The organism is Dyella humicola, assembly GCF_026283945.1.
Lineage (GTDB): Bacteria > Pseudomonadota > Gammaproteobacteria > Xanthomonadales > Rhodanobacteraceae > Dyella > Dyella humicola.
This window is the reverse complement of the sequence record NZ_JAPDPC010000003.1, coordinates 288,085-307,388: the sequence shown is the minus strand read 5'-3', so window position 1 is coordinate 307,388 and position 19,304 is coordinate 288,085. Positions and strand designations below refer to the sequence as shown.

The 19,304-nt window shown below is 64.7% G+C and carries 20 protein-coding genes; 13 read left to right on the top strand and 7 right to left on the bottom strand.

The features are described 5' to 3' along the window. Window position 1: 1 nt before the first annotated feature. Together OUZ30_RS17965 and OUZ30_RS17960 are read right to left on the bottom strand one after the other, a co-directional pair. Window positions 2–304, bottom strand: a complete 303-nt coding sequence (locus OUZ30_RS17965) for a DUF3861 domain-containing protein (protein ID WP_266183809.1) — start codon at window positions 302–304, stop codon at window positions 2–4. Between the two features lie 51 nt (window positions 305–355). Next, window positions 356–1,414, bottom strand: a complete 1,059-nt coding sequence (locus OUZ30_RS17960) for a 2Fe-2S iron-sulfur cluster-binding protein (protein WP_266183909.1) — start codon at window positions 1,412–1,414, stop codon at window positions 356–358. 96 nt (window positions 1,415–1,510) lie between these two features. Between OUZ30_RS17960 and OUZ30_RS17955 the strand changes: the two genes are divergently transcribed. From OUZ30_RS17955 to OUZ30_RS17910, 10 genes are all read left to right on the top strand, one after another. Further along, window positions 1,511–1,951, top strand: a complete 441-nt coding sequence (locus OUZ30_RS17955; RefSeq protein WP_266183808.1) for a hotdog fold thioesterase — start codon at window positions 1,511–1,513, stop codon at window positions 1,949–1,951. Then, window positions 1,948–2,892 (top strand): serine/threonine protein kinase, encoded by a 945-nt coding sequence (locus OUZ30_RS17950; RefSeq protein WP_266183807.1) that lies wholly within the window; start codon window positions 1,948–1,950, stop codon window positions 2,890–2,892. The genes OUZ30_RS17955 and OUZ30_RS17950 overlap by 4 nt, the downstream gene beginning before the upstream one ends. Window positions 2,893–3,101: 209 nt before the next feature. Beyond that, a complete protein-coding gene (locus tag OUZ30_RS17945; protein WP_266183806.1) occupies window positions 3,102–3,539 on the top strand; it encodes a hypothetical protein in 438 nt (145 codons plus the stop codon). Window positions 3,540–3,586: 47 nt separating this feature from the next. Further along, window positions 3,587–4,762 (top strand): class I SAM-dependent rRNA methyltransferase, encoded by a 1,176-nt coding sequence (locus tag OUZ30_RS17940; RefSeq protein ID WP_266183805.1) that lies wholly within the window; start codon window positions 3,587–3,589, stop codon window positions 4,760–4,762. Window positions 4,763–4,783: 21 nt separating this feature from the next. Beyond that, complete coding sequence (locus OUZ30_RS17935) at window positions 4,784–5,986, top strand: DUF2252 domain-containing protein (RefSeq protein ID WP_266183804.1); 1,203 nt, start codon at window positions 4,784–4,786, stop codon at window positions 5,984–5,986. Between the two features lie 99 nt (window positions 5,987–6,085). Beyond that, window positions 6,086–7,534 carry a DNA recombination protein RmuC gene (locus OUZ30_RS17930; protein WP_266183803.1) on the top strand — a complete coding sequence of 483 codons (1,449 nt, stop codon included), beginning with the start codon at window positions 6,086–6,088 and terminating at the stop codon, window positions 7,532–7,534. A 105-nt stretch (window positions 7,535–7,639) separates the two neighbouring features. Further along, a complete protein-coding gene (locus tag OUZ30_RS17925; protein WP_266183908.1) occupies window positions 7,640–8,383 on the top strand; it encodes a DUF3348 domain-containing protein in 744 nt (247 codons plus the stop codon). A 10-nt stretch (window positions 8,384–8,393) separates the two neighbouring features. After that, complete coding sequence (locus tag OUZ30_RS17920) at window positions 8,394–10,490, top strand: DUF802 domain-containing protein (protein WP_266183802.1); 2,097 nt, start codon at window positions 8,394–8,396, stop codon at window positions 10,488–10,490. Beyond that, a complete protein-coding gene (locus tag OUZ30_RS17915; protein WP_266183801.1) occupies window positions 10,487–11,137 on the top strand; it encodes an OmpA family protein in 651 nt (216 codons plus the stop codon). Before OUZ30_RS17920 ends, OUZ30_RS17915 begins: the two co-directional genes overlap by 4 nt. Continuing rightward, on the top strand, window positions 11,127–11,771 hold the full coding sequence (locus OUZ30_RS17910) for a DUF2894 domain-containing protein (RefSeq protein WP_266183800.1): 645 nt from the start codon (window positions 11,127–11,129) through the stop codon (window positions 11,769–11,771). The genes OUZ30_RS17915 and OUZ30_RS17910 overlap by 11 nt, the downstream gene beginning before the upstream one ends. A gap of 50 nt (window positions 11,772–11,821) precedes the next feature. On the opposite strand, the gene OUZ30_RS17905 is transcribed toward OUZ30_RS17910, so the two are convergent. Next, the gene (locus OUZ30_RS17905) at window positions 11,822–12,292 is read right to left on the bottom strand and encodes an Lrp/AsnC family transcriptional regulator (RefSeq protein ID WP_266183799.1); all 471 of its coding nucleotides are present in this window, start codon (window positions 12,290–12,292) and stop codon (window positions 11,822–11,824) included. A gap of 149 nt (window positions 12,293–12,441) precedes the next feature. Here OUZ30_RS17905 and OUZ30_RS17900 point away from each other — a divergent pair, with 149 nt between their 5' ends. The 3 genes from OUZ30_RS17900 to OUZ30_RS17890 all read left to right on the top strand — a co-directional run bounded on the left by OUZ30_RS17900 (window position 12,442) and on the right by OUZ30_RS17890 (window position 15,166). Beyond that, the gene (locus OUZ30_RS17900; protein ID WP_425601533.1) at window positions 12,442–13,074 is read left to right on the top strand and encodes a glutathione S-transferase family protein; all 633 of its coding nucleotides are present in this window, start codon (window positions 12,442–12,444) and stop codon (window positions 13,072–13,074) included. 56 nt (window positions 13,075–13,130) lie between these two features. Continuing rightward, complete coding sequence (locus OUZ30_RS17895; protein ID WP_266183798.1) at window positions 13,131–13,328, top strand: hypothetical protein; 198 nt, start codon at window positions 13,131–13,133, stop codon at window positions 13,326–13,328. Window positions 13,329–13,588: 260 nt separating this feature from the next. Then, a complete protein-coding gene (locus tag OUZ30_RS17890; RefSeq protein ID WP_266183797.1) occupies window positions 13,589–15,166 on the top strand; it encodes an alpha/beta hydrolase in 1,578 nt (525 codons plus the stop codon). 96 nt (window positions 15,167–15,262) lie between these two features. On the opposite strand, the gene OUZ30_RS17885 is transcribed toward OUZ30_RS17890, so the two are convergent. The 4 genes from OUZ30_RS17885 to bufB form a co-directional block, all read right to left on the bottom strand. Continuing rightward, window positions 15,263–16,126: a MipA/OmpV family protein gene (locus OUZ30_RS17885; RefSeq protein WP_266183796.1), complete on the bottom strand. Its 864-nt coding sequence runs from the start codon at window positions 16,124–16,126 to the stop codon at window positions 15,263–15,265. Between the two features lie 499 nt (window positions 16,127–16,625). Then, window positions 16,626–17,549, bottom strand: a complete 924-nt coding sequence (locus tag OUZ30_RS17880) for an AraC family transcriptional regulator (RefSeq protein WP_266183795.1) — start codon at window positions 17,547–17,549, stop codon at window positions 16,626–16,628. A 58-nt stretch (window positions 17,550–17,607) separates the two neighbouring features. Next, entirely contained in the window at window positions 17,608–18,420 is an 813-nt protein-coding gene (locus OUZ30_RS17875; RefSeq protein WP_266183794.1) for an HvfC/BufC N-terminal domain-containing protein, read from the bottom strand. Next, entirely contained in the window at window positions 18,417–19,268 is an 852-nt protein-coding gene (bufB, locus tag OUZ30_RS17870; RefSeq protein ID WP_266183793.1) for an MNIO family bufferin maturase, read from the bottom strand. The genes OUZ30_RS17875 and bufB overlap by 4 nt, the downstream gene beginning before the upstream one ends. Window positions 19,269–19,304 lie beyond the last annotated feature (36 nt).

The following is a 19,304-nucleotide window of genomic DNA, read 5'->3' as shown; positions in this document are numbered from 1 at the left end:
CTCAGCCCTCGCGTTCCGGCAGCTTCTTCAGGCCGCCGATGAATTCCCTGAAGCTCTCGCGCAACGGCGCAAACAACGCATCCTCGCGATGCTTCAGCATGACTTCGCCGAACAATTTCAGCCCTATCGCCAGTTGGGCGGTCTCGTCGTCGCCATAGTCCAGCCGTGTGCGCAGACGGTCGGCGATCGCCAGGATCTCGTCGTGGTTGGTCGCCTCGAAGTGCAGGGGCGCATGCAGCGCGTCGCCCTCTTTCGCGGGTGCGAGGTGTTCGACAGTGACACGATAACGATGATGTCGGGCCACGGGGACGCTCCGATCTGGGGGTCTCCCCGAGATGAGGCACACGAACGCGGCTTACAACCCGGCGATGCCGGCGCGCCCGGAGAGGATCTGCGCCAATACGTCCGGCGCATAGTCGAACGAATCGTAATAGAGGCGGGCCTCGCCAAGGCCTGCATCGATGAACAGCTTGCGGCCAGCATCGATCATCGCGGGCGGGCCACTCATATAGAGATCGAGCTCGGAGAGATCGGCTTGATCCTCCAGCACCGCTTCGTGCACCAGTCCCATGCGCAAGCCGCTGCTCGCAGCCTGCTCCGGGTCGGACAGCACGGCCTGAAAGATCAGATCGTGCGCCTGGCGCGTCCAGCCTTCGGCCATCTCGCGCAGATACAGGTCCGTGGCGCTGCGGGCGCCCCAATACACGCGCATCGGGCGTCGCGTACCTAGCGCGATAAAGTGTTCGACGATGGCCTTGACCGGCGCAAAACCGGTGCCCCCGGCCATGAAGATCATCGGTCGCTCCGAGTCCTCGCGCGGCACGAAGGTGCCCAGCGGGCCTTCGATGCGCAGCGCATCACCCAGCTGCAAGCTGTCGTTCACCCACGAGGTGAAGCCACCACCGGCCACGTGCCGCACGTGCAGCTCGATGGCGCCATCCGCCTGCGGGTGATTGGCGATGGAGAACGGACGGCGGCGTCCGTCGTCGAGCAGCACATCGAGATACTGACCGGGCAGCCAGTGCAGGCGCGCCTTCCCTGCAGCAGGTTGCAGATGGAGACCGACCACGTCGGGCGCCAACTTCCATTTGCGCGTCACCACGACATCGAGCTGGCGGCGGACGATGTCCTCTACCGAGGTGACTTCACGCGCCTCGATCAGCAGATCGTCGGTCGGCACCGCCTGGCACAGCAAAATGGCGTGCTGGGAGGGCGTGGTGCCGCTCAGCGCCAGTGGCGGGTTGCGTGGATAGGCGCAATGCCCGCTCAGCAGGGTGGCCTTGCAGCTGCCACAGACGCCGGCACGGCACGAGTACGGCAGGGCGATGCCGGCGCGCTGCGCGGCTTCCAGCACGCTTTCGCCCGGTGCGACCGGGAAATGGCGACCGGAAGATTGGAGGGTAACGGTAAACAATGGGCTGCTCTGCTGGATCGGCGGGTGCCGCCGCACATTGTCGCGGCCACGGTAGTCGATCGACAATGCGGGCCCCACCCCCAAGAATCAACCGCCATGGCCATCTGGAAGCAAGAACCTTCGCTCGAGCGCATCAACGGCTGGAGCGCCAACACCATGATGGAGACGCTGGGCATGCGCATCACCGAGATCGGTGATGACTGGCTGCGCGGCACCCTGCCAGTCGACCACCGCACCCATCAGCCCTATGGCCTGCTGCATGGCGGCGCGTCGGTGGTGCTCGCCGAAACCCTGGGCAGCACGGCGGCCATGCTGACGCTCGACCCGTCGCAGGAGCTGGCGGTGGGCCTGGATATCAACGCCAACCATGTGCGGGGCGTGCGCAGCGGCACGGTAACCGGCACCGCCCGCGTGGTGCACCTGGGCCGCACCACCCAGGTCTGGGAAATCCGTATCGAGAACGAAACCGGCGACCTGGTGTGCATTTCGCGCATTACCATGGCTGTGATCCCGGCACGCGCGATGACACCGCGTTGAGTGTAGACGCGCCCTACGCCACGCTCGATCCGGATCGCGTGCTCGATGCCGTCACGGCTTGCGGCCTGTGGCCCGACGGGCGTCTGCTCGCACTCAATAGTTACGAGAACCGCGTATGGCAAGTGGGGCTGGACGACGCCGCGCCGGTCATCGCCAAGTTCTATCGCCCGTATCGCTGGAGCGATGCGGCGATCCTGGAAGAACACGCCTTTGCACTCGAACTGGCCGCCGACGAGCTGCCCGTGGTGGCGCCGCTGGTCTTCGGCGGACGAACCCTGTTGCATCACGACGGCTTTCGCTACGCCCTCACGCCACGCCGTGGCGGACGCGCGCCGTCGCTGGAATCGAACGAGCAGCTGGAGTGGCTGGGTCGCCTGATCGCACGTATCCATGGGGTAGGGGCACGACAACCGTTCGAGCATCGCGGCCGCATCGATCGCCCCACGCTGATCGAGCAGCCCATGCACGCCGTGCTTGCCTCGACCCTGTTGCCGCCTGCGCTGCATGCGGCTTATCGCGCTGCGGCCGAGCGCGTTGACAGCGCCGTCGCCGCGCGCGTGGAGGCCGTGGGGCCGGTACGCCAGCTGCGCCTGCACGGCGACTGCCACCCTGGCAATGTGCTGTGGACGGACGGCGGGCCTCATTTCGTCGATCTCGACGACGCACGCATGGGCCCCGCCGTGCAGGACTTGTGGATGCTGGCCAATGACGAGTCGGCCATGAACGCCTTGCTCGACGGCTACCAGCAGATGCGCGACTTCGACTTCAGCGAACTGGCCCTGGTGCCCGCCCTGCGCGCGATGCGCCAGCTGCACTATGCCGGCTGGATCGCCGCCCGCTGGCACGACCCGGCCTTCCCCGCCGCCTTCCCGTTCGCGGCCGAGGCGCGCTGGTGGGAGCAGCACATCACGGATCTGCACGAGCTGGCCGAGGCGTTGTAATCGACGCACTGCTCCCTCTCCCCTCCGGGCGATCCGAAGGTAGTCCTGGTGGGACAGAGGGCTGGGGTGAGGGGCCAATGTGGCGATAACGCCAAGGCTAATGTGAGCTTCGTTGAAGCTTTCCCGCAAGCACCCACGCCTCACCTCAATCCTCTCCCCAGAGGGGAGAGGAAGCAAGTAAGCTCGCCGTTTTTGAACCGGGCGGCCACGTGCGCAATTTTCTTTTCCGACTGATCGGCATCCTCGAAGTGGCCGGCGGCTTCTACGGCGTGGTCAACATGGTGAGGCGCCTGTTTCCGTTCGGCTCCACGCATGAATCGCTGGTCGCGCTGATCGGGCTGTTGCTGTACGGCTTCGTGCTTATTGCGGGCGTGATGCTGCTGGAAGGTAGCGAACGCGGCGTGGCGTTCTCGAGCTGGGCCCAGCTGTTGCAGCTGCCACTGATTGCCACGCCGATCTTGAGCTATGCCCTGCATTGCGGCGCGTTCGTGAACGTCTACGCCACCCTGCACCTGCCGGTCCACCTGGGCCTGGACTGGCATGTCGGCAGCGAGGGCTTCGTGCTCGCCGTGGCCGGCCCCGGCCTGTCGCGCATCGGCATCAACCTGCTCGCCCTGCTGTCCTGGCTGGCCTTGCGCTTGCGCTAGGAGCCGGCGAATCGGGGGTAGCCGCCCACACCGGTTATCATGGCCGGATGAGTACCCCTGATTCCTCCCTCCCCAGCATCCGCCTCAAGACCGACCGCGCCCCTGGCCATCCTTGGGTGTGGTCCGCCCAGGTCCACAAGCCTGAAACGCGCCTGCCGCCCGGCAGCGTGGTCGATGTCGTGGATGCCAAAGACCGTTTCATCGGGCGCGGTTTCTGGAATGGCCATGCGCGCATCGCGCTGCGCCTGCTCACCACCGACCCGAGCGAGGCCATCGACGCCGACTGGATCGCCACACGCATCGATAACGCTATCGCGCTGCGCCAGGAACTGCTGCAGCTCGATCGCGTGAGTGACGCCTGGCGCGTCGTGCACAGCGAGGGCGACGGACTATCCGGCCTGGTAGTCGACCGCTATGCCGACATTCTGGTGATCGAATACTTCGCGGCTGGCATGTGGCGTTTCCGCGAAGCGATCCATAACGCACTGCTGCGCCACTTCCCCGGCGCGCGGCTGTACTGGTTCGCCGAGAGCCATGTGCAGAAGCAGGAGTCGTTCGACTGCCGCTCCCCCGATGCGCCAGAGCCGGTCGAAGTGCACGAGCACGGCCTGCGTTTCCACGCAGCACCGGGTTATGGCCATAAGACCGGTTTCTTTGCTGACCAGCGCGAGAACCGCCATCACTTTGCGCGGCTGGCCAAGGGTCGTCGCGTGCTCGACCTGTGTTGCAATGCGGGTGGCTTCGCCGTACACGCCTTGGCGGCCGGTGCCAGCGAGGCCGTGGGCGTAGACATGGATGCGGGCATCCTGGAGATTGCCCGCGCCAACGCCGCCGCCAATGACGTTCCCGCAGTGTTCGAGCAAGCCGATATCTTCGACTGGCTGCGCAACGCAGTGGCTCAGGGCGCGCAGTACGACGCTGTCGTACTGGACCCGGCCAAGCTCACGCGTGACCGCAGCAAGGTGATGGATGCGCTGAAGAAATACTTCGCCATGAACCGGCTGGCGCTCGATGTGATCCCGCCGGGTGGCCTCTTGCTGACCTGCTCGTGTACCGGCCTGGTGAGCGAAGCCGATTTCCTGGAAATGTTGCGTCGCGTGGCGCTCAATGCCGGACGCGAGATTCAGGTGCTGCACGTGGCTGGCGCGGGCGCTGACCATCCGTTCCGCAGCGATGTGCCGGAAGGCCGTTACTTGAAGGCGGTGTTCTGCCGCGTGATGTAAGTCCTCAAAGGAGAGCGGGCCATGATCGAGGTCGTCGAGTCCATCCGCACCTACAACGCCAAGCGCGACCCGGAGCGACTGGCGCGCAAGTACTCCGCCATGCGCCATGACCCGTTCTCATTCCTGCGCGGCACCTGCCACCTGTTTTATGCGCGCCTGCCGGCCTCCAAGGTGCTGGCCAAGGCGCCGTCGACCTGGGTCTGCGGCGATCTGCACCTGGAAAACATGGGCAGCTACAAGGGCGACAACCGGCTCGTCTATTTCGATCTCAATGACTTCGACGAGGCGGCACTCGCTCCTTGTACCTGGGAGTTGATCCGGCTGCTCAGCAGCGTGCATATCGCCGCCGACAGCTTGCAGCTGAACGCCGAACAGGCCGATCGGCTGTGCGGGCAGTTCATGGCTTCCTACGTCGCCGCCTTGCGCGTCGGCAAGGCGCGCTGGATCGAACGCGACACCGCGACCGGCATGGTGGGCGACCTGCTGGGTAGCCTACGCGGGCGTCTGCGCCCCCATTTTCTCGACAGCCGCACCGAGCGCAAAGGCAAGCTGCGCAAATTGCGCATCGACGGCAAACGGGCACTCTCGGTGACCGATAAACAGCGCGAGAAGGTCACCGCGCTGATCAAACGGATCTGTGCGAAAGAGGACGATCCGAGGTTCTATCGCGTCATCGACGTGGCACGCCGCATTGCCGGCACGGGCAGCCTCGGCATCGACCGCTACACCATCCTCGTCGAAGGCAAAGGCTCACCCGACGGCAACTATCTGCTCGATCTCAAGCAGGCCTTGCCGTCGTCCCTGGTGCCTCACCTGAGCATCGCCCAACCGAAGTGGGGCAGCGAAGCCGAACGCGTGGTGAGCGTGCAGCGGCGCATGCAGGCCATATCGCCTGCGTTCTTCCGGGCGGTGAACATGGGTCGCAAGTCCTATATTCTGCGCGGCCTGCAGCCCACCCAGGACCGCGTCGCGCTCACCGAATGGGACGGCAAACTGGAACGCCTCGAAGGCGTGCTGGAGGCGATGGGCAAACTTACCGCCTGGTCCCAGCTACGCAGCAGTGGCCGCCAGGGCTCGGCCACGGCCGATCAGCTGATCGCCTTCAGCGAAAAACGACGCTGGCCCGCGCAACTGCGGACGCTGGCGAAGGACGCTACCAAGCAGGTGCGGCGCGATTGGAAGACCTACGCCAAGGCCTACGACCAAGGCGCGTTCAAACTCTGAGCGTCGATCAGCACCGTTTCCCCTAGCCCGCTGCCATGACGTCCCGGTTTCTGAGACGCCAGCGCGTACACTTGCCAGCCAGTGCTGCCAGGGAACGTTATGTCCGCTTCTGAAATCCTGTTGATTGTCCTCGTCATCGCCGTGCTGGTGCTGATCGTGCTGCAAACCGTCAACCTGCAGCGCGGCCGTGGCGACGGCGGCCTGACGGCACGACTCGACGCCCTGAAAGACGACAACCGCCATCTGCGCGAAGCGCTGGCGCAGGAACAGCGCGCAGGACGCGGCGAGCTGGCGCAATCGCTGGGTCACTTCCGTGGTCTGCTGCAGGAGCAGCTCGGCGGCATGAGCGAGCAGCAGCAGGAGCGCATCGGCCATTTCGGCCAACGCCTTGACGTGCTCACCGAACGCACCGATACCGGCCTGCAAACGCTGGCACAGCGGCTGACCGAGGATGCGCGCCGCAGCCGCGAAGAACTTACCCTCACGCTCAACCGCCTGGGCGAGCAGCAGCAACAGCGACTCGCCGCGCTCACCGCGGACAACGAGAAGCGCCTCAACGAGGTGCGCGCCACACTTGAGACCAAGCTCCAGGCGATCCAGGACGACAACGCCGCCAAGCTGGAGCAGATGCGCGCCACCGTGGACGAAAAGCTGCAGAACACGTTGGAAACGCGACTTGGCCAGTCGTTCGCCCTCGTTTCCGAACGACTGGAACAGGTGCAGCGCGGACTGGGCGAGATGCAGAACCTGGCCACCGGCGTGGGCGATCTGAAGCGCGTGCTGACCAATGTGAAAACACGCGGCATCCTCGGTGAAGTGCAGCTCGGTGCACTGCTCGAACAAATGCTCACCGCGGACCAGTACGAATCAAATATCGCCACTGTGCCGGGCAGCAACGATCGCGTGGAATTCGCCGTGCGCATGCCTGGCCCGGGCGATGAGGAGGCGCTATACCTCCCGATCGATGCGAAATTCCCGACCGAGGACTACCAGCGCCTGCTCGATGCGCAGGAGGCAGCCGACGCCGACGCCGCCACCATCGCGGGCCGCGCGCTGGAAACGCGCGTGCGTGAGGAAGCCAAGCGCATTCGCAGCAAGTACGTGGCGCCGCCGCACACCACCGACTTTGCCGTGCTGTTCCTGCCCACCGAGGGCCTGTACGCCGAAGTCATCCGCCGCCCTGGCTTGTTCGAAATACTGCAACGCGATCACCACGTGACCGTAGCCGGCCCCACCACGCTCACCGCCCTGCTCAACAGCCTGCAAATGGGCTTCCGCACGCTTGCCATCGCCAAACGCAGCAGCGAAGTGTGGACTTTGCTCGGTGCGGTGAAGAGCGAGTTCGGCAAGTTCGGCGCCGTCCTCGACAAGACGCGCAAGCAACTCGACACAGTGCGCAACAGCATCGACAGCGCGGGCCAGCGCACCCGCGCGATCGAACGCAAGCTGCGCAGCGTGGAAACACTATCCGGCGACGCCGCCCAGGAGCTCTTGGGCGATGCCTTGCCTGCCCTCGAAGACGGCAGCGAAGAGGACGTCGAGGTCTGAGGCCAGCATGGGCGGGGCCCGCGCAGGCTCGATGCCGCTTGACCTGGGGGCCGTAAGCGGGTTCCACCCATTCGCGTGTAAAATGGTCGTTTTTTAGCCAGCAGAATCGTGCAAGCTCCTCGACGGACGACGGTCCGCGGCCCAACGTTCATCCGCTTACTTGCTCGTCTCAGCGACGTTGACGCCCAACAATCGAACGCATCGCTGTCGGACCGGTTGAGCCAGTGGCTCGACTGGAAGCATGCCCTCGCGCTGTCCACGGCGCTTGACGGCGTGCCCTCGGCGATGCCTTCCGAGGTGCCCACCGTTGGCAGCGCGGAGGAAGACGAGTGCGCGCGCCTCCGCGCGTCGTTGGCGGAGGCGATCGCGAGTAAGCCGGAAGCGACCGTCTCAGCCAAGCGCGCGACTCGGCGTGCGTCCGCCGCCGAAGACGGCGCCGACGTGGCCGTCGATTACACCGTCTTTCGCCAGCGCTATCTCCACCTGCAGCGGGCGATGCAGGCGGCCACCGGCAGCTTGCGCGGCCGTCTGCGGGACCGGCTCGCCGAACAATCGACCGAGCTGGCTCACTTGGCGGAAGTCGATGCCGTGATGGAGCTCGCGCTGAGTCCGCGCGAGCAGACGCTGCTGGCCAGCGTGCCCGCTTTACTCGGGGAACACTTCGAACGCCTGCGTCAGGCCGAGCAGCTGGCTCTGGCCGACGCACCCGCATGGGAAGGCACCCCTGTGGCCATGCCAGGCGCATGGCTGGACGTGTTTCGCAAGGATATGCAGAGCGTGTTGCTCGCCGAACTGGATGTTCGTTTTCAACCGGTCGAAGGCCTGCTTGCAGCGCTTCGCACCCGCTAACTGGGTCGTCATGTTCAGAAATCTTCTCAACCTCGCTGTGTTCTTTGTCGGCCTTGCGGCCGTGTGCTGGATCGGCGCGGGCTACATCGGCTCCAATCCGCTGGGAGCGGCCGTCGCCGGCTTGATCGGCGTCTGCTACGTCGCCGGGGCAGTCGAGCTGTATCGCTATCGACAAGCCACCTCCATGCTGCAGCGTGCCGTGACGGACTTGTCCGCCGCACCCACCGGCCTGGGTGACTGGCTTGAGCGCCTGCATCCCAGCCTGCGCAACGCGGTGCGTCTACGCATCGAGGGTGAGCGCGTAGCCTTGCCAGCGCCGGCGCTGACGCCGTATCTGGTCGGCTTGCTGGTCTTGCTGGGCATGCTGGGCACTTTGCTGGGCATGATGGCGACGCTCAGAGGCACCGGCATCGCGCTGGAAAGCGCGACGGACCTGCAGGCGATCCGCGGCTCGCTCGCCGCTCCGGTCAAGGGACTGGGCTTTGCGTTTGGCACGTCGATCGCGGGCGTGGCCACTTCCGCCATGCTCGGGCTGCTGTCGGCCCTATGCCGGCGCGAGCGCCTGCAGGTCGTGCAGCTGCTGGACGTAAAAATCGCCACCACCCTGCGCAGCTTCTCGCAGAGCCATCAGCGCGAGCAGGCGTTCAAACTGCTGCAACAGCAGACCGAATCGATGCCTGCGCTGATCGATCGGCTGCAAACGATGATGGCGACCATCGAGCAACACAGCGTGGCCGCGAGCGAGCGGCAGTCCGCCAGCCAGGCGGCCTTCCATGCCAACACCGAGACCGTCTACACGCGCCTCGCCGCCTCGGTGGAGCAGTCGTTGCAGACCAGCGTTGCCGAGAGCGCCCGCGCCGCAAGCGCGGCGCTGCAACCGGTCGTGGCGTCCACCATGGCCGGCCTTGCGCGCGAAACCGCGGCGCTGCACGACAGCGTCGCGCAGGCCGTGCAGCGGCAACTCGACGGGTTGTCGGCTGGCTTCGCGACGAGCACCACGACGGTGGCCGACATCTGGAACCAGGCCCTGGTCGCGCAGCGGCAATCGAACGAGGCGCTGGCGCAGGATCTGCGCATCGCGCTGGAGCGCTTCAGCGAGACCTTCGAGCAACGCTCGGCCGGTCTGTTGGATGGCGTGGCGGCGCGACTCGACACTAGCGCGAGCAGCGCGGCGGACGCGTGGAACCACGCGTTGTCGCGGCAGGATGGTGTCAATGAAGCGTTGGCATCCCGCAACCAGCAAGCGCTGGCCGTTGCCGCAAGCACCTTCGAAGAACATGCGGCATCGCTGGTGCGCGTCGTGCAGCAATCGCATGCGGACCTGCAGTCGGCACTCGAATCGCGGGATGAAAGCCGCCTGACGAGCTGGACCTCGGCATTCGCCTCGGTGACGGACGCGTTGCGCGCGCAGTGGCAGCAGGCTGGCGAACACGCGGCGAGCCAACAGCAGGTGATTTGCGACACGCTCGCGCAAACCTCGCGCGACATCTCGGCACAGACCAAGGCACACGCCAGCGACACGATCAGCGAGATTTCCCGTCTCGTGCAAGCCGCATCCGAAGCGCCCAAGGCGGCGGCCGAGGTCATTGCCGAGCTGCGCCAGAAGCTCTCCGACAGCATGGTTCGCGATACCGCGATGCTGGATGAACGCAGTCGCCTGCTGGCCACCGTGGAAACCCTGCTCGATGCGGTAAACCATGCGTCGACCGAGCAACGGACCGCCGTCGATGCGCTGGTCACCACCTCGGCGGATCTGCTGGATCGCGTCAGCACCCGCTTCACCGACCATATCGAAGCCGAAACCGGCAAGCTTGGCGCGGTGGCCGCCCAGGTCACCGGCAGTGCCATCGAAGTGGCGAGCCTGGGCGACGCGTTCGGCGTGGCGGTACAACTGTTCGGCCAGTCAAACGAAGCGTTGATGGAGCGCTTGCAGCAAGTTGCCACCGCGCTGGACAACTCGCTCGCGCGCAGTGACGAGCAGCTGGCGTACTACGTGGCGCAGGCCAGGGAAGTCATCGACCTCAGCATGCTTTCGCAGCAGCAGATTATCGAGGATCTGCAGCAGCTTGCCGGGCAGCGGGCGGCGGCCGAGATCGAAACGGCATGAACGACGAGATTGACGTCGAAGCGGAGTCGACGGCACCGATCTGGGCCGCGTTCGGCGACTTGATGTCGGTGCTGCTCGGTGCGTTCGTGCTGATCCTGGTCGGTGTGATCGGCGTACAACTGCAACTCTCCAGCCGACTGGATGAAGAGGTCAAACAGCGACAGGCCGAGGCGCAGCGTCGCATGACCCTGGAACAGGCCTTGGCCGGCCCGCTGGCAGCGGGCCGCGTGACCCTGGTCAACGGACGCATCGGTATTCGCGGCAGCGTGTTGTTCGCGCTGAATTCCGATCAGCTTCAGCCGGAAGGACGTGAGGTCCTGAAGAGCCTGGCGGGCCCGCTTTCCAACTATCTGCAGTCGCGCGATGAGATCCTGATGGTGAGCGGCTTCACCGACGACCAGCAAGTGCGCGATGGCAACCGCCAGTTCGCCGACAACTGGGAGCTTTCGGCCGAGCGCGCGCTGACCGTGACTCGCGCCTTGATCGCGGACGGCGTCTCCTCGTCCTCGGTATTCGCTGCAGCCTTCGGTGCCGAACAGCCGGTCGGCTCGAATGCCAATGACGAGGGCAGGGCCAAGAACCGCCGCGTGGAGATAGCGCCCATTCCGAAGCCATCGACGACCACCGTGACGGCCCATGAGCCATAGTGGAGCGCGCGCCGGGACGCTATTGGACATGTGGCGCGAACAGCATGCCGATCGCCTTGATCCCGTACGCTTCCATTTCATGGTGGCGCTGGAGCGGCGTGCGGCCAGCCACGATGGCGAGGTGCGACGCCTGCTGGACGACCGACTGTCCAAGCTGCTGGACAGCTATGCCGCCGATCTCGCCAACGCGGTGACGAGCAACACGGCCACGTCCTGTGTGCCCGCTGCTGGAGCGCTTGGCGCACTCGTCGATTACCTGGCCAGTTGCTCGGCGACGCGGGGCGATGAACTGCCCGCGGGCGGCGGGACGCCCCTGGCCGCTTCGTATCCGGAATTGGCGGCGCTCGACGCGTTTCGAAAAATCTGGTCCAAGCTGCGTACGGACGGCCACCTGCGGCAGTCGCTAAAGCCGGTACCCGCGAATGCAGGCCCGCTCAACTCGGGCGCCCTCGCACACCGCTCGATCGCGCTCATGCGCGAACTGTCACCCGGGTATCTGCAGCACTTCTTGTCGTACGTCGATGACTTGTCGTGGATAGAGCGGTTGAACGACGCCCGCGCATGGTCAGCCAAGGATGCGCCTCGCGCCGCAAGCACCAGGAAGCGCGCCAAGGCAAAGCCGCGCACGCCCTGAGGACTGACGGCCATGCCTGCCGCTGGATAGCTGCTGAGTTCCGCGTGAGGCTAGACGGGCACCACGCTCCCTACCTTGTCGCGCGCCATCACCACGTGGGTGGTGAATCGGCGGATATTCGCGTTGTCGAACAACAGGCGACGCGTAAATACCTCGAAGTCGTCCATGTCCCTGGCGGTGACGATCAACACGAAGTCGGCTTCGCCGGTGACGTAGTAGCACTGCTGCACATTGGGGTCGGCGCGCGCGGCCACGCGGAAGGCATCGAGCATGTCCACCCGCTCGCGCTCCAGCTCCACGCCAACGATGAAGCTCATCGCCTGGCCGACGGCCGCCGGGTTCACCAGCGCGACTTCGGCCGTGATCACACCCAGCTTGCGCAGATGCTTGAGTCGACGCTGCACCGCCGCGGCGGACAGACCGATGTCCGCTCCAATGTCCTCGCCGGTGACCCGCGCATCCCGCTGTACGCGTCGAAGGATCTCGCGATCGAAATCGTCCAGCACATAGTTTGCCGTCATGCTGCATAGATAAGCCAAAAAATGCGCCCAGGCAACGGCAAGGCAGGCGAATACGCAGCCTCCCCGCGCGGCAGCTCGACAAAATGCTTGTCCATCGCTCGCCCTCGGGCGCCGCCGATCGACGTCTCAGCCACCAACGACCAGGCCCCATGAAACTTCTCTATCAGACGCACTCCCCGTACGCGCGCAAGGTGCTGGTCATGGCCCATGAAGTGGGCCTGGCCGATCGTCTCGAGGTGATTCCCCACGAGACCAGCCCAACCCTGCGAAATGAAGAAGTGTTTCAGCTGAACCCGTTGGGCAAGGTTCCCGTGCTGGTACGCGACGACGGCACCTCGCTGTTCGACTCGAGCGTCATCTGCGAATACCTCGACAGCCCGCATGACGGGCCGAAGATGATTCCTGCCGCGCCGACGCAACGGTGGCGGAGCCTGCAACTGCAGGCATTGGCGCAAGGCCTGTGCGAGGCGGGCATCAGCGTGCGCCATGAAACCGTGCGCAGACCGGCGCGTTATCGCTACCCGGCGATGCGCGACGGGCAGATCGAGAAGCTGGTCGCCTCGTACGATTTCCTTGAGCAGGAGTACGCCAGCCGCTCGGCTGCGGAAACCAGCATCGTTGATATCGGGGCGATCGCCATAGCCACGGCGCTGAGTTGGCTCGCGTTTCGTGACCTGCCGGCATTCGAAAGCGGACGGCCGCATCTGTCGGCGTGGTATCGCGCCTTCCTACAACGCCCGTCCATGCTGGCAACGCCGTTGGCAGGTGAAACCGTCGATTGACTGCATCGACACGCTGCAAGCCGTCTTCCATCCCCTTCCTTGCACTGGAGGCTCACATGAGCTCGCTCTGGACCGACCTGCTGGTCCTGCATGGCTATATCACCGATGCAAAGTTGACACGTCGATTGGCACAGGTGAAGCGGCGGCGCGACGTTGAACGCGACCGTCGCAAGCTTTCACCCGGCAGGAGGTTGCGCGCATGGTCGGCGCGTCTGTGCCTGGGTATCGGCGACGGCAAGCTGCGCACGCAATGACGGGCTATGCATGCCAGCGCAAGCCGCGTTCGCCAACTTTGCATCGCGCGCTAGGCCAGCGGTTTTTCCAAGGCGCATGACAACCGATGACGCGTCCCAGAGGGAGCGTAGGCATGCATCCGTGGGGAGGCTGTGAAATAGGCCAGCTGCTGCAAGGCCTCGCAAAGGTGTTCCGAAGCAAGGCGCGATTGTCCGCCGCATGCCGCTGAGATACGCTCGGACAGCGCGTGGCTCAGCGCCAAAACCGGTGGGGTGGTTCGATGTATCGATCGATACTTACGGCACTCAAGCGTCTGGTGATCCTGGTGCTGGTGGTCCTCCTCAGCGTGCTCGGCATGCGCGCCTGGGACGCATGGCGTGGCGCTCCGCTGCACGCATGGCATACCTTCGAGCCGCATGAGCTGACGGCGGCACAGATCGACGCCACCGACTGGAAAGGCTACCTGGCCGCCGAGAATGCGCTCTTTGACGAGGTGAAGCGCAACGTCACGGACAAGCTTCCGCCTGCCGACCAGGTCGCCACCAATCGTTTCTACGCCGGCGCGCCCATCTACCCGGGTCGCTTTGCCACGGACTGGAATCGCTCCTACCAGATGGCGCCCGAGGGGCCACCGGTGGGCACCGTGGTGCTGCTGCACGGACTGACCGATTCGCCCTACAGCCTTCGTCACATCGCGCGTGTTTATCGGAGTCAGGGCTTCTTTGTCGTTGCTATCCGCCTGCCTGGGCATGGCACCGTGCCCGCCGGCCTCAGTCACGTGAAGTGGGCCGATTGGATGGCAGCGACACGGCTGGCGGTACGCGAGGCGCGCAGCCACGCGGACCCACATGCACCGTTGCACCTTGTCGGCTTCTCCAATGGCGGTGCGCTGGCGATGAAATATGCGCTCGATGCCATCGAGGATCCGAAGCTGGCCCGCCCCGATCGTCTGATCCTCATCTCACCGATGATCGGAATTACGCGCTTTGCGCGCTTTGCCGGGATTGCCGGACTACCCGCCTTGTTGCCGGCCTTTGCACGCGCTTCGTGGCTGGACGTGGTGCCCGAATTCAATCCCTTCAAATACAACTCCTTCCCGGTCAACGGTGCGCGCCAGGCCTACCTGCTCACCGATGTGCTGCAAAGCCAGCTCCAGCGTCTCGGGCAGAGCAATCAGCTTGGCGACATCGCGCCCGTCCTGACCTTTCAGTCGGTGGTCGATTTCACCGTAAGCACGGCCGCGGTGATGCGCTCCCTCTACGCGCTACTGCCGGACAACGGCAGTGAGATCGTGTTGTTCGATGTGAATCGCGACCATGCGTTCGATGTACTCATGCGTCCCGCGTCATCAAGGGCGCTCAGCCGCGTACTGCCCACGGGGCCGCAGCGCTTCCGCATCACCGTACTGGGAAGCGTGCCGCCGGACGATGCCATCGTGGAGACCACCATCGAGGCGCATTCCACCGAATCGCACACGCGCCCCTTGTCGCTGCACTATCCACCGGGCGTGTTTTCCATGTCGCACGTATCGCTACCATTTCCACTTGACGACTCGCTCTATGGAACCACGCCCAACCCCGATGAGTTCTATGGCACGCATCTGGGCACGCAGGCGCCACGCGGCGAACGCGGTGCGCTCGTACTGAATATCGACGCGATGATGCGCATGGCATCGAACCCGTTCTTCGCTTATGTGCTTGACCGCGTGCGCGAGCTGATCGCCAACCCGGCGCCGCCGCCATCGCACGGGGAAACCGCCAGCGAAAAGCCGCCGTCCGATGCCGAGCGCGAAGCCATGGAAAAAGAGTTCGAGGAATCCAGCGATATCGATAGCAACGGCGCCCAGATACCGTGGTAGGCAAAGGCTGAGCGTTTCCCATACGCCAAGCCCCTCATCATGAGGGGCTTGGGAACGGCCAGGCACAGGCGTTGAGGCGGAACGCCGCTCGCCTGTTCAGAAGAACAGATAGGTCGCGATCAAGCCATAACTCATCTGATTCTTTTTCTGCACGATTGGGCTGTCGCCCGCATCGTTCTCAAGCCAGGCCGCCGTTATGTCGGCCCCTAGAACCCAGTGGTTGGTAGGCCGATAGGCGGCGCCGACAGAAACGCGTACCTCGTTGACGCCCGAGCCCAGTGAGTAGGGCGCCAGGCCGGAGCGGGCACTCTGCGTTGCGTCTACGCCGAAAAAGGTTCGGTTGTATTGACTGCTGCCCCAGGTGACTCCCGGCCCCGCAGAGAAGGACCACTGCTCGGTCGGCTCGTAGGTGCCCATCGTGTCCAAGGTCACCACGGTCCCGCGCTGGTTCCCCCCGATATCCGATATCACGCTGCTGCGCGCCGTGAACCAGTCATAGGTGAAGACGCCAAACGCTTCGCCGTGGGTCGTGCGTTTGACATCGCCCAGGCCGCGCAAATGCGCATCGTCGGATTCCTGTCGCGGTTCGAAGAAGTCGTAACTCACCGCAACGCCAGCCCGCCAGTGGTCGTCGTGATACAGATACGCGCCAGCCGACACCAGCGAGCCCGCATCAGGATTCGCACCGACGAACCAGCGACCATAGCCCGCACTGAGTATCGGTAGACCTTCGACCTTGGTGTCCCTGGCGCCAGGGAACGTGGGCATGCTGACCACGCCAGCACCCACCGCGAAGCGCCAAAAGTCCCACTCACCTCCCTGGGGTTCGGGGGGCTTGGAAAGTGCATAGATGCTGTTTGACAACTCCAGCGTGTCGTCCGCCATCGCCGTGACGGCCACGCCTGCCAACGCCAAGCCCGCCAGCAGACTCATACCCAGGCGTTTCGATCGAGAGCTCATTGCGCATCCCCAGTGGATAAGGTGACGTGCGTGCGAGGGCAGCGGCTGCACCCCGTCGGACGCTCCAAGGCCTCGCACTCCCGCCTAGCGACTCCTTTTGCCCGCTCGAAACCCCCGCAATGGATCGGGAGGGGCATTCAAGCGTCCGCTATTCAGGCGATCAACAGGGCCCTGCGCCACCAAGGTAGTGATTGCGATGTCAGCCCCGCGTCAAAATGGGACCCACTTTCGATCGTCAATTCGCACCGGCGAGCCCGCGCAGGCCCCGTAGTCTTAACATGGGGAAATTACGTAAAACTACCGGGACGCCTGGATTTCATGCCCCGCCCTCCGACGGCCGAGGGGTTTCCTCGACCGGCCTTGCGTCGACATCGACGCATGCCCAGGACTGATGGGCTGCATGGACGAGGCTTACCGACGGTTGCTGGCGTGCATGCAAGACGCTCCATGACGTTCGGCCAGGCCCGGCACACCACGGTTTTGGCGCCGCCAGGCGCCTTCAGTTCAACGCGGACGCACGGCAACTGTCCGCGCGAACGCGCCCTGGGCAGATGCCGCTGACCCGTTTGAACAGGCGGCGGAAGGCCGCTTCGCTGCTGTAGCCGAGCTGCTGGGCGATGCCCGCCACGGATTGCTGCCGATCTCGCAGTAGCTGCTCCGCAACGCTTACGCGCCACTGCGTGACGTACTGCACGGGCGGAACCTTCATGAGCTGGGTGAAGCGTTCCGCGAACGCGGAGCGTGACATGCAGGCCAACGACGCCATCGACTGCATGGTCCAGGTGAGGCCGGGGTTCTCATAGACCGCTTGCATGACCCTGGCGATACGCGGATCCGCCAGCGAGGCGAAGAGCCCGCGGCGTTCATCAGCGCGTTGTGCAAAATCACAAACGGCAAGCGTGAACAGCGCATCCGCGAGTTTGTTGAGCAACACCTGCCGACCGGCGAGGCCGGCATGCACCACCTCGACCATCATGGCCGACAACTGCTGAAACGTGCGATGGGCCTCCTTCGAGCGGATCACCACACACGCAGGCAGCGCCTGACTGAGTGGATGTTGCGACGTGCCCATGAAATGGAGCTCGCCACAGATGAGGCTGGTCTGGTCCGGGGATTCCGCGCCCGCGTGGCCACCTGCGCTCAGGCGATGCGGGTCACCATGCGGGAAAACCACGAGGTCGCCTGTCTCCAGATCGATCCTCTGATCGAGCGCGGGACTTTCGACCCTGCACTGACCGATGCCCACCAGATGAAAAAGCCCACGCGAATAACGGGGTTCGTCGAGGAACCACGTGCCACAGCGATGCAATTCAGCGATCACCTCGACGCGCAACATGGAGTGGTTGAGCAGAGACTCAAGCGCCGGCTCGATGAGCACGGGACGTGAGCCAGCGGACAGGACGGGATTCGGTTCGATGTACACGGGAGTTCCTTCCGACGGTTCGCTCGATACCTGAACTTCGCCGGATGGGTTCCCGCGGTTACATGGCACCCTCGCCCGCCATGGCGAGCCAGTCTGAGGCCCGCAACCCGCCAATCAGCCCTTCATCCAGCCATTGCGAAAGCAGTGCCGCCATGCGCGGCAATGCCGCCAACTGACCATTGTGCTCCCCCAAATGTTCACAAAGCTGTGAAAACGCCTCCCCGCGCATGGCGCCGGCCAACGCCGCGCATTCATCGGCCTGGATCAGTCGGTAGCGCACTTCCAGCGACTGGCGCCAGACGAGCATGTGACGGGGCTTGCCGAGACGCCGCAGGCGTGGCCGTTTCAGGCCGCGGTCGGCCGCGCGGCGGAATGCATCGACGTTGTAGGCGCTGGTCAACATCTGCAGATGGCTCTGCGGGGTGAGCCGCAAATCGGCCCAGGCCTCCGCCGGCACGGCGGCGAGATCCGTTGCGTTCAAGACGGGCTCATCGGTCGCATCGAAGACCGTGGAAATGGCCCAGTCCAGGCGTGCCATATCGGCCAGCTCGGGCTTATCGCGCCAGGGCAAGGCATGTTCCAGATAGGCCGGCAGGCCCGCGCCATGCCAGCGGATGTTGTAGTGCTCGGATGGGTGCGCGGCCACATAGCCATCCAGCAGATGGGTGAAGCGAGGCCCCGCCATCAACCCGAGCCCCGCGTATTCCGTCGCCAGCGCATCGCGTAGGCGGATGCGGTAGCCGTTGCGGTAGACCGCCAGTCGGCTGGCAATATCGGCGGAGTCATCACCGCGCAACTCGCGCAGTCGTGGCGGAGCATTCGCAAGCATCGCCTGCAACACATGCTGCTGGAGAGTCTGCAGATCGGTCATGCCGCTTCCCTCAGCAACGGCGCCGCCAGCATGCGCGCATGATCAAGCTCGGCTTGCAGCTCGGCGAGCGGCGGAATGTGATCGTCGCGCTCGATCATGGTGGAAACGCGTCCATAGCGGCGCACCGCTTCCACGTAGAGATCCCACACGGAGTCGATGATCGGCGCGTCGTGCGTGTCAATCAGCAGTCGCTCGCCATGCTCATGCCCGGCAAGATGAAACTGCTGCACTCGCGTCGCCGGAATACCGTCCAGATAGTCCAACGCAGAGAACCCGTGGTTGTGTGCGCTGACATAGACATTGTTGATATCGAGCAGGATCAGGCAGTCCGCACGTTCGGCCACGGCGGCGAGGAACTGCCATTCCGTCAATTGCGATTGGGCGAAGCTGATGTAGCTCGACACGTTCTCGAGCAGGATGCGGCGCCCGAGGATGTCCTGCACGCGGCGCACGCGGTCCACCACGTGCGACAACGCTTCCTCGGTATAGGGCAGCGGCATCAGGTCATGCAGGTTGACGCCTTGCACGCCGGTCCAGCACAGGTGGTCGGAAACCCACATGGGCTCGAGATGGCGCGCCAGCCCGGCCAGGCGCGCAAGATAGCCATGGTCCAGCGGGTCGGTGCTGCCGATCGACATGGATACGCCGTGCATGACGAGTGGAAAGCGCTCGCGGAACTTCTCCAGCCATACAAGCGGCCGTCCGCCGGGTATCAGGTAATTCTCGGAGACGATCTCCAGCCACTCCACGTTGCCCGGGTGTTCAAGCAGCGCCTCGTAGTGATCGACGCGCAGGCCCAGGCCATAGCCGAGATAAGGAAGCTGGTTGGTGTGCGATTCGATGATCATGGCGGAAGTGGCGGAGCCTCCCAGGCGAGCCGGGAA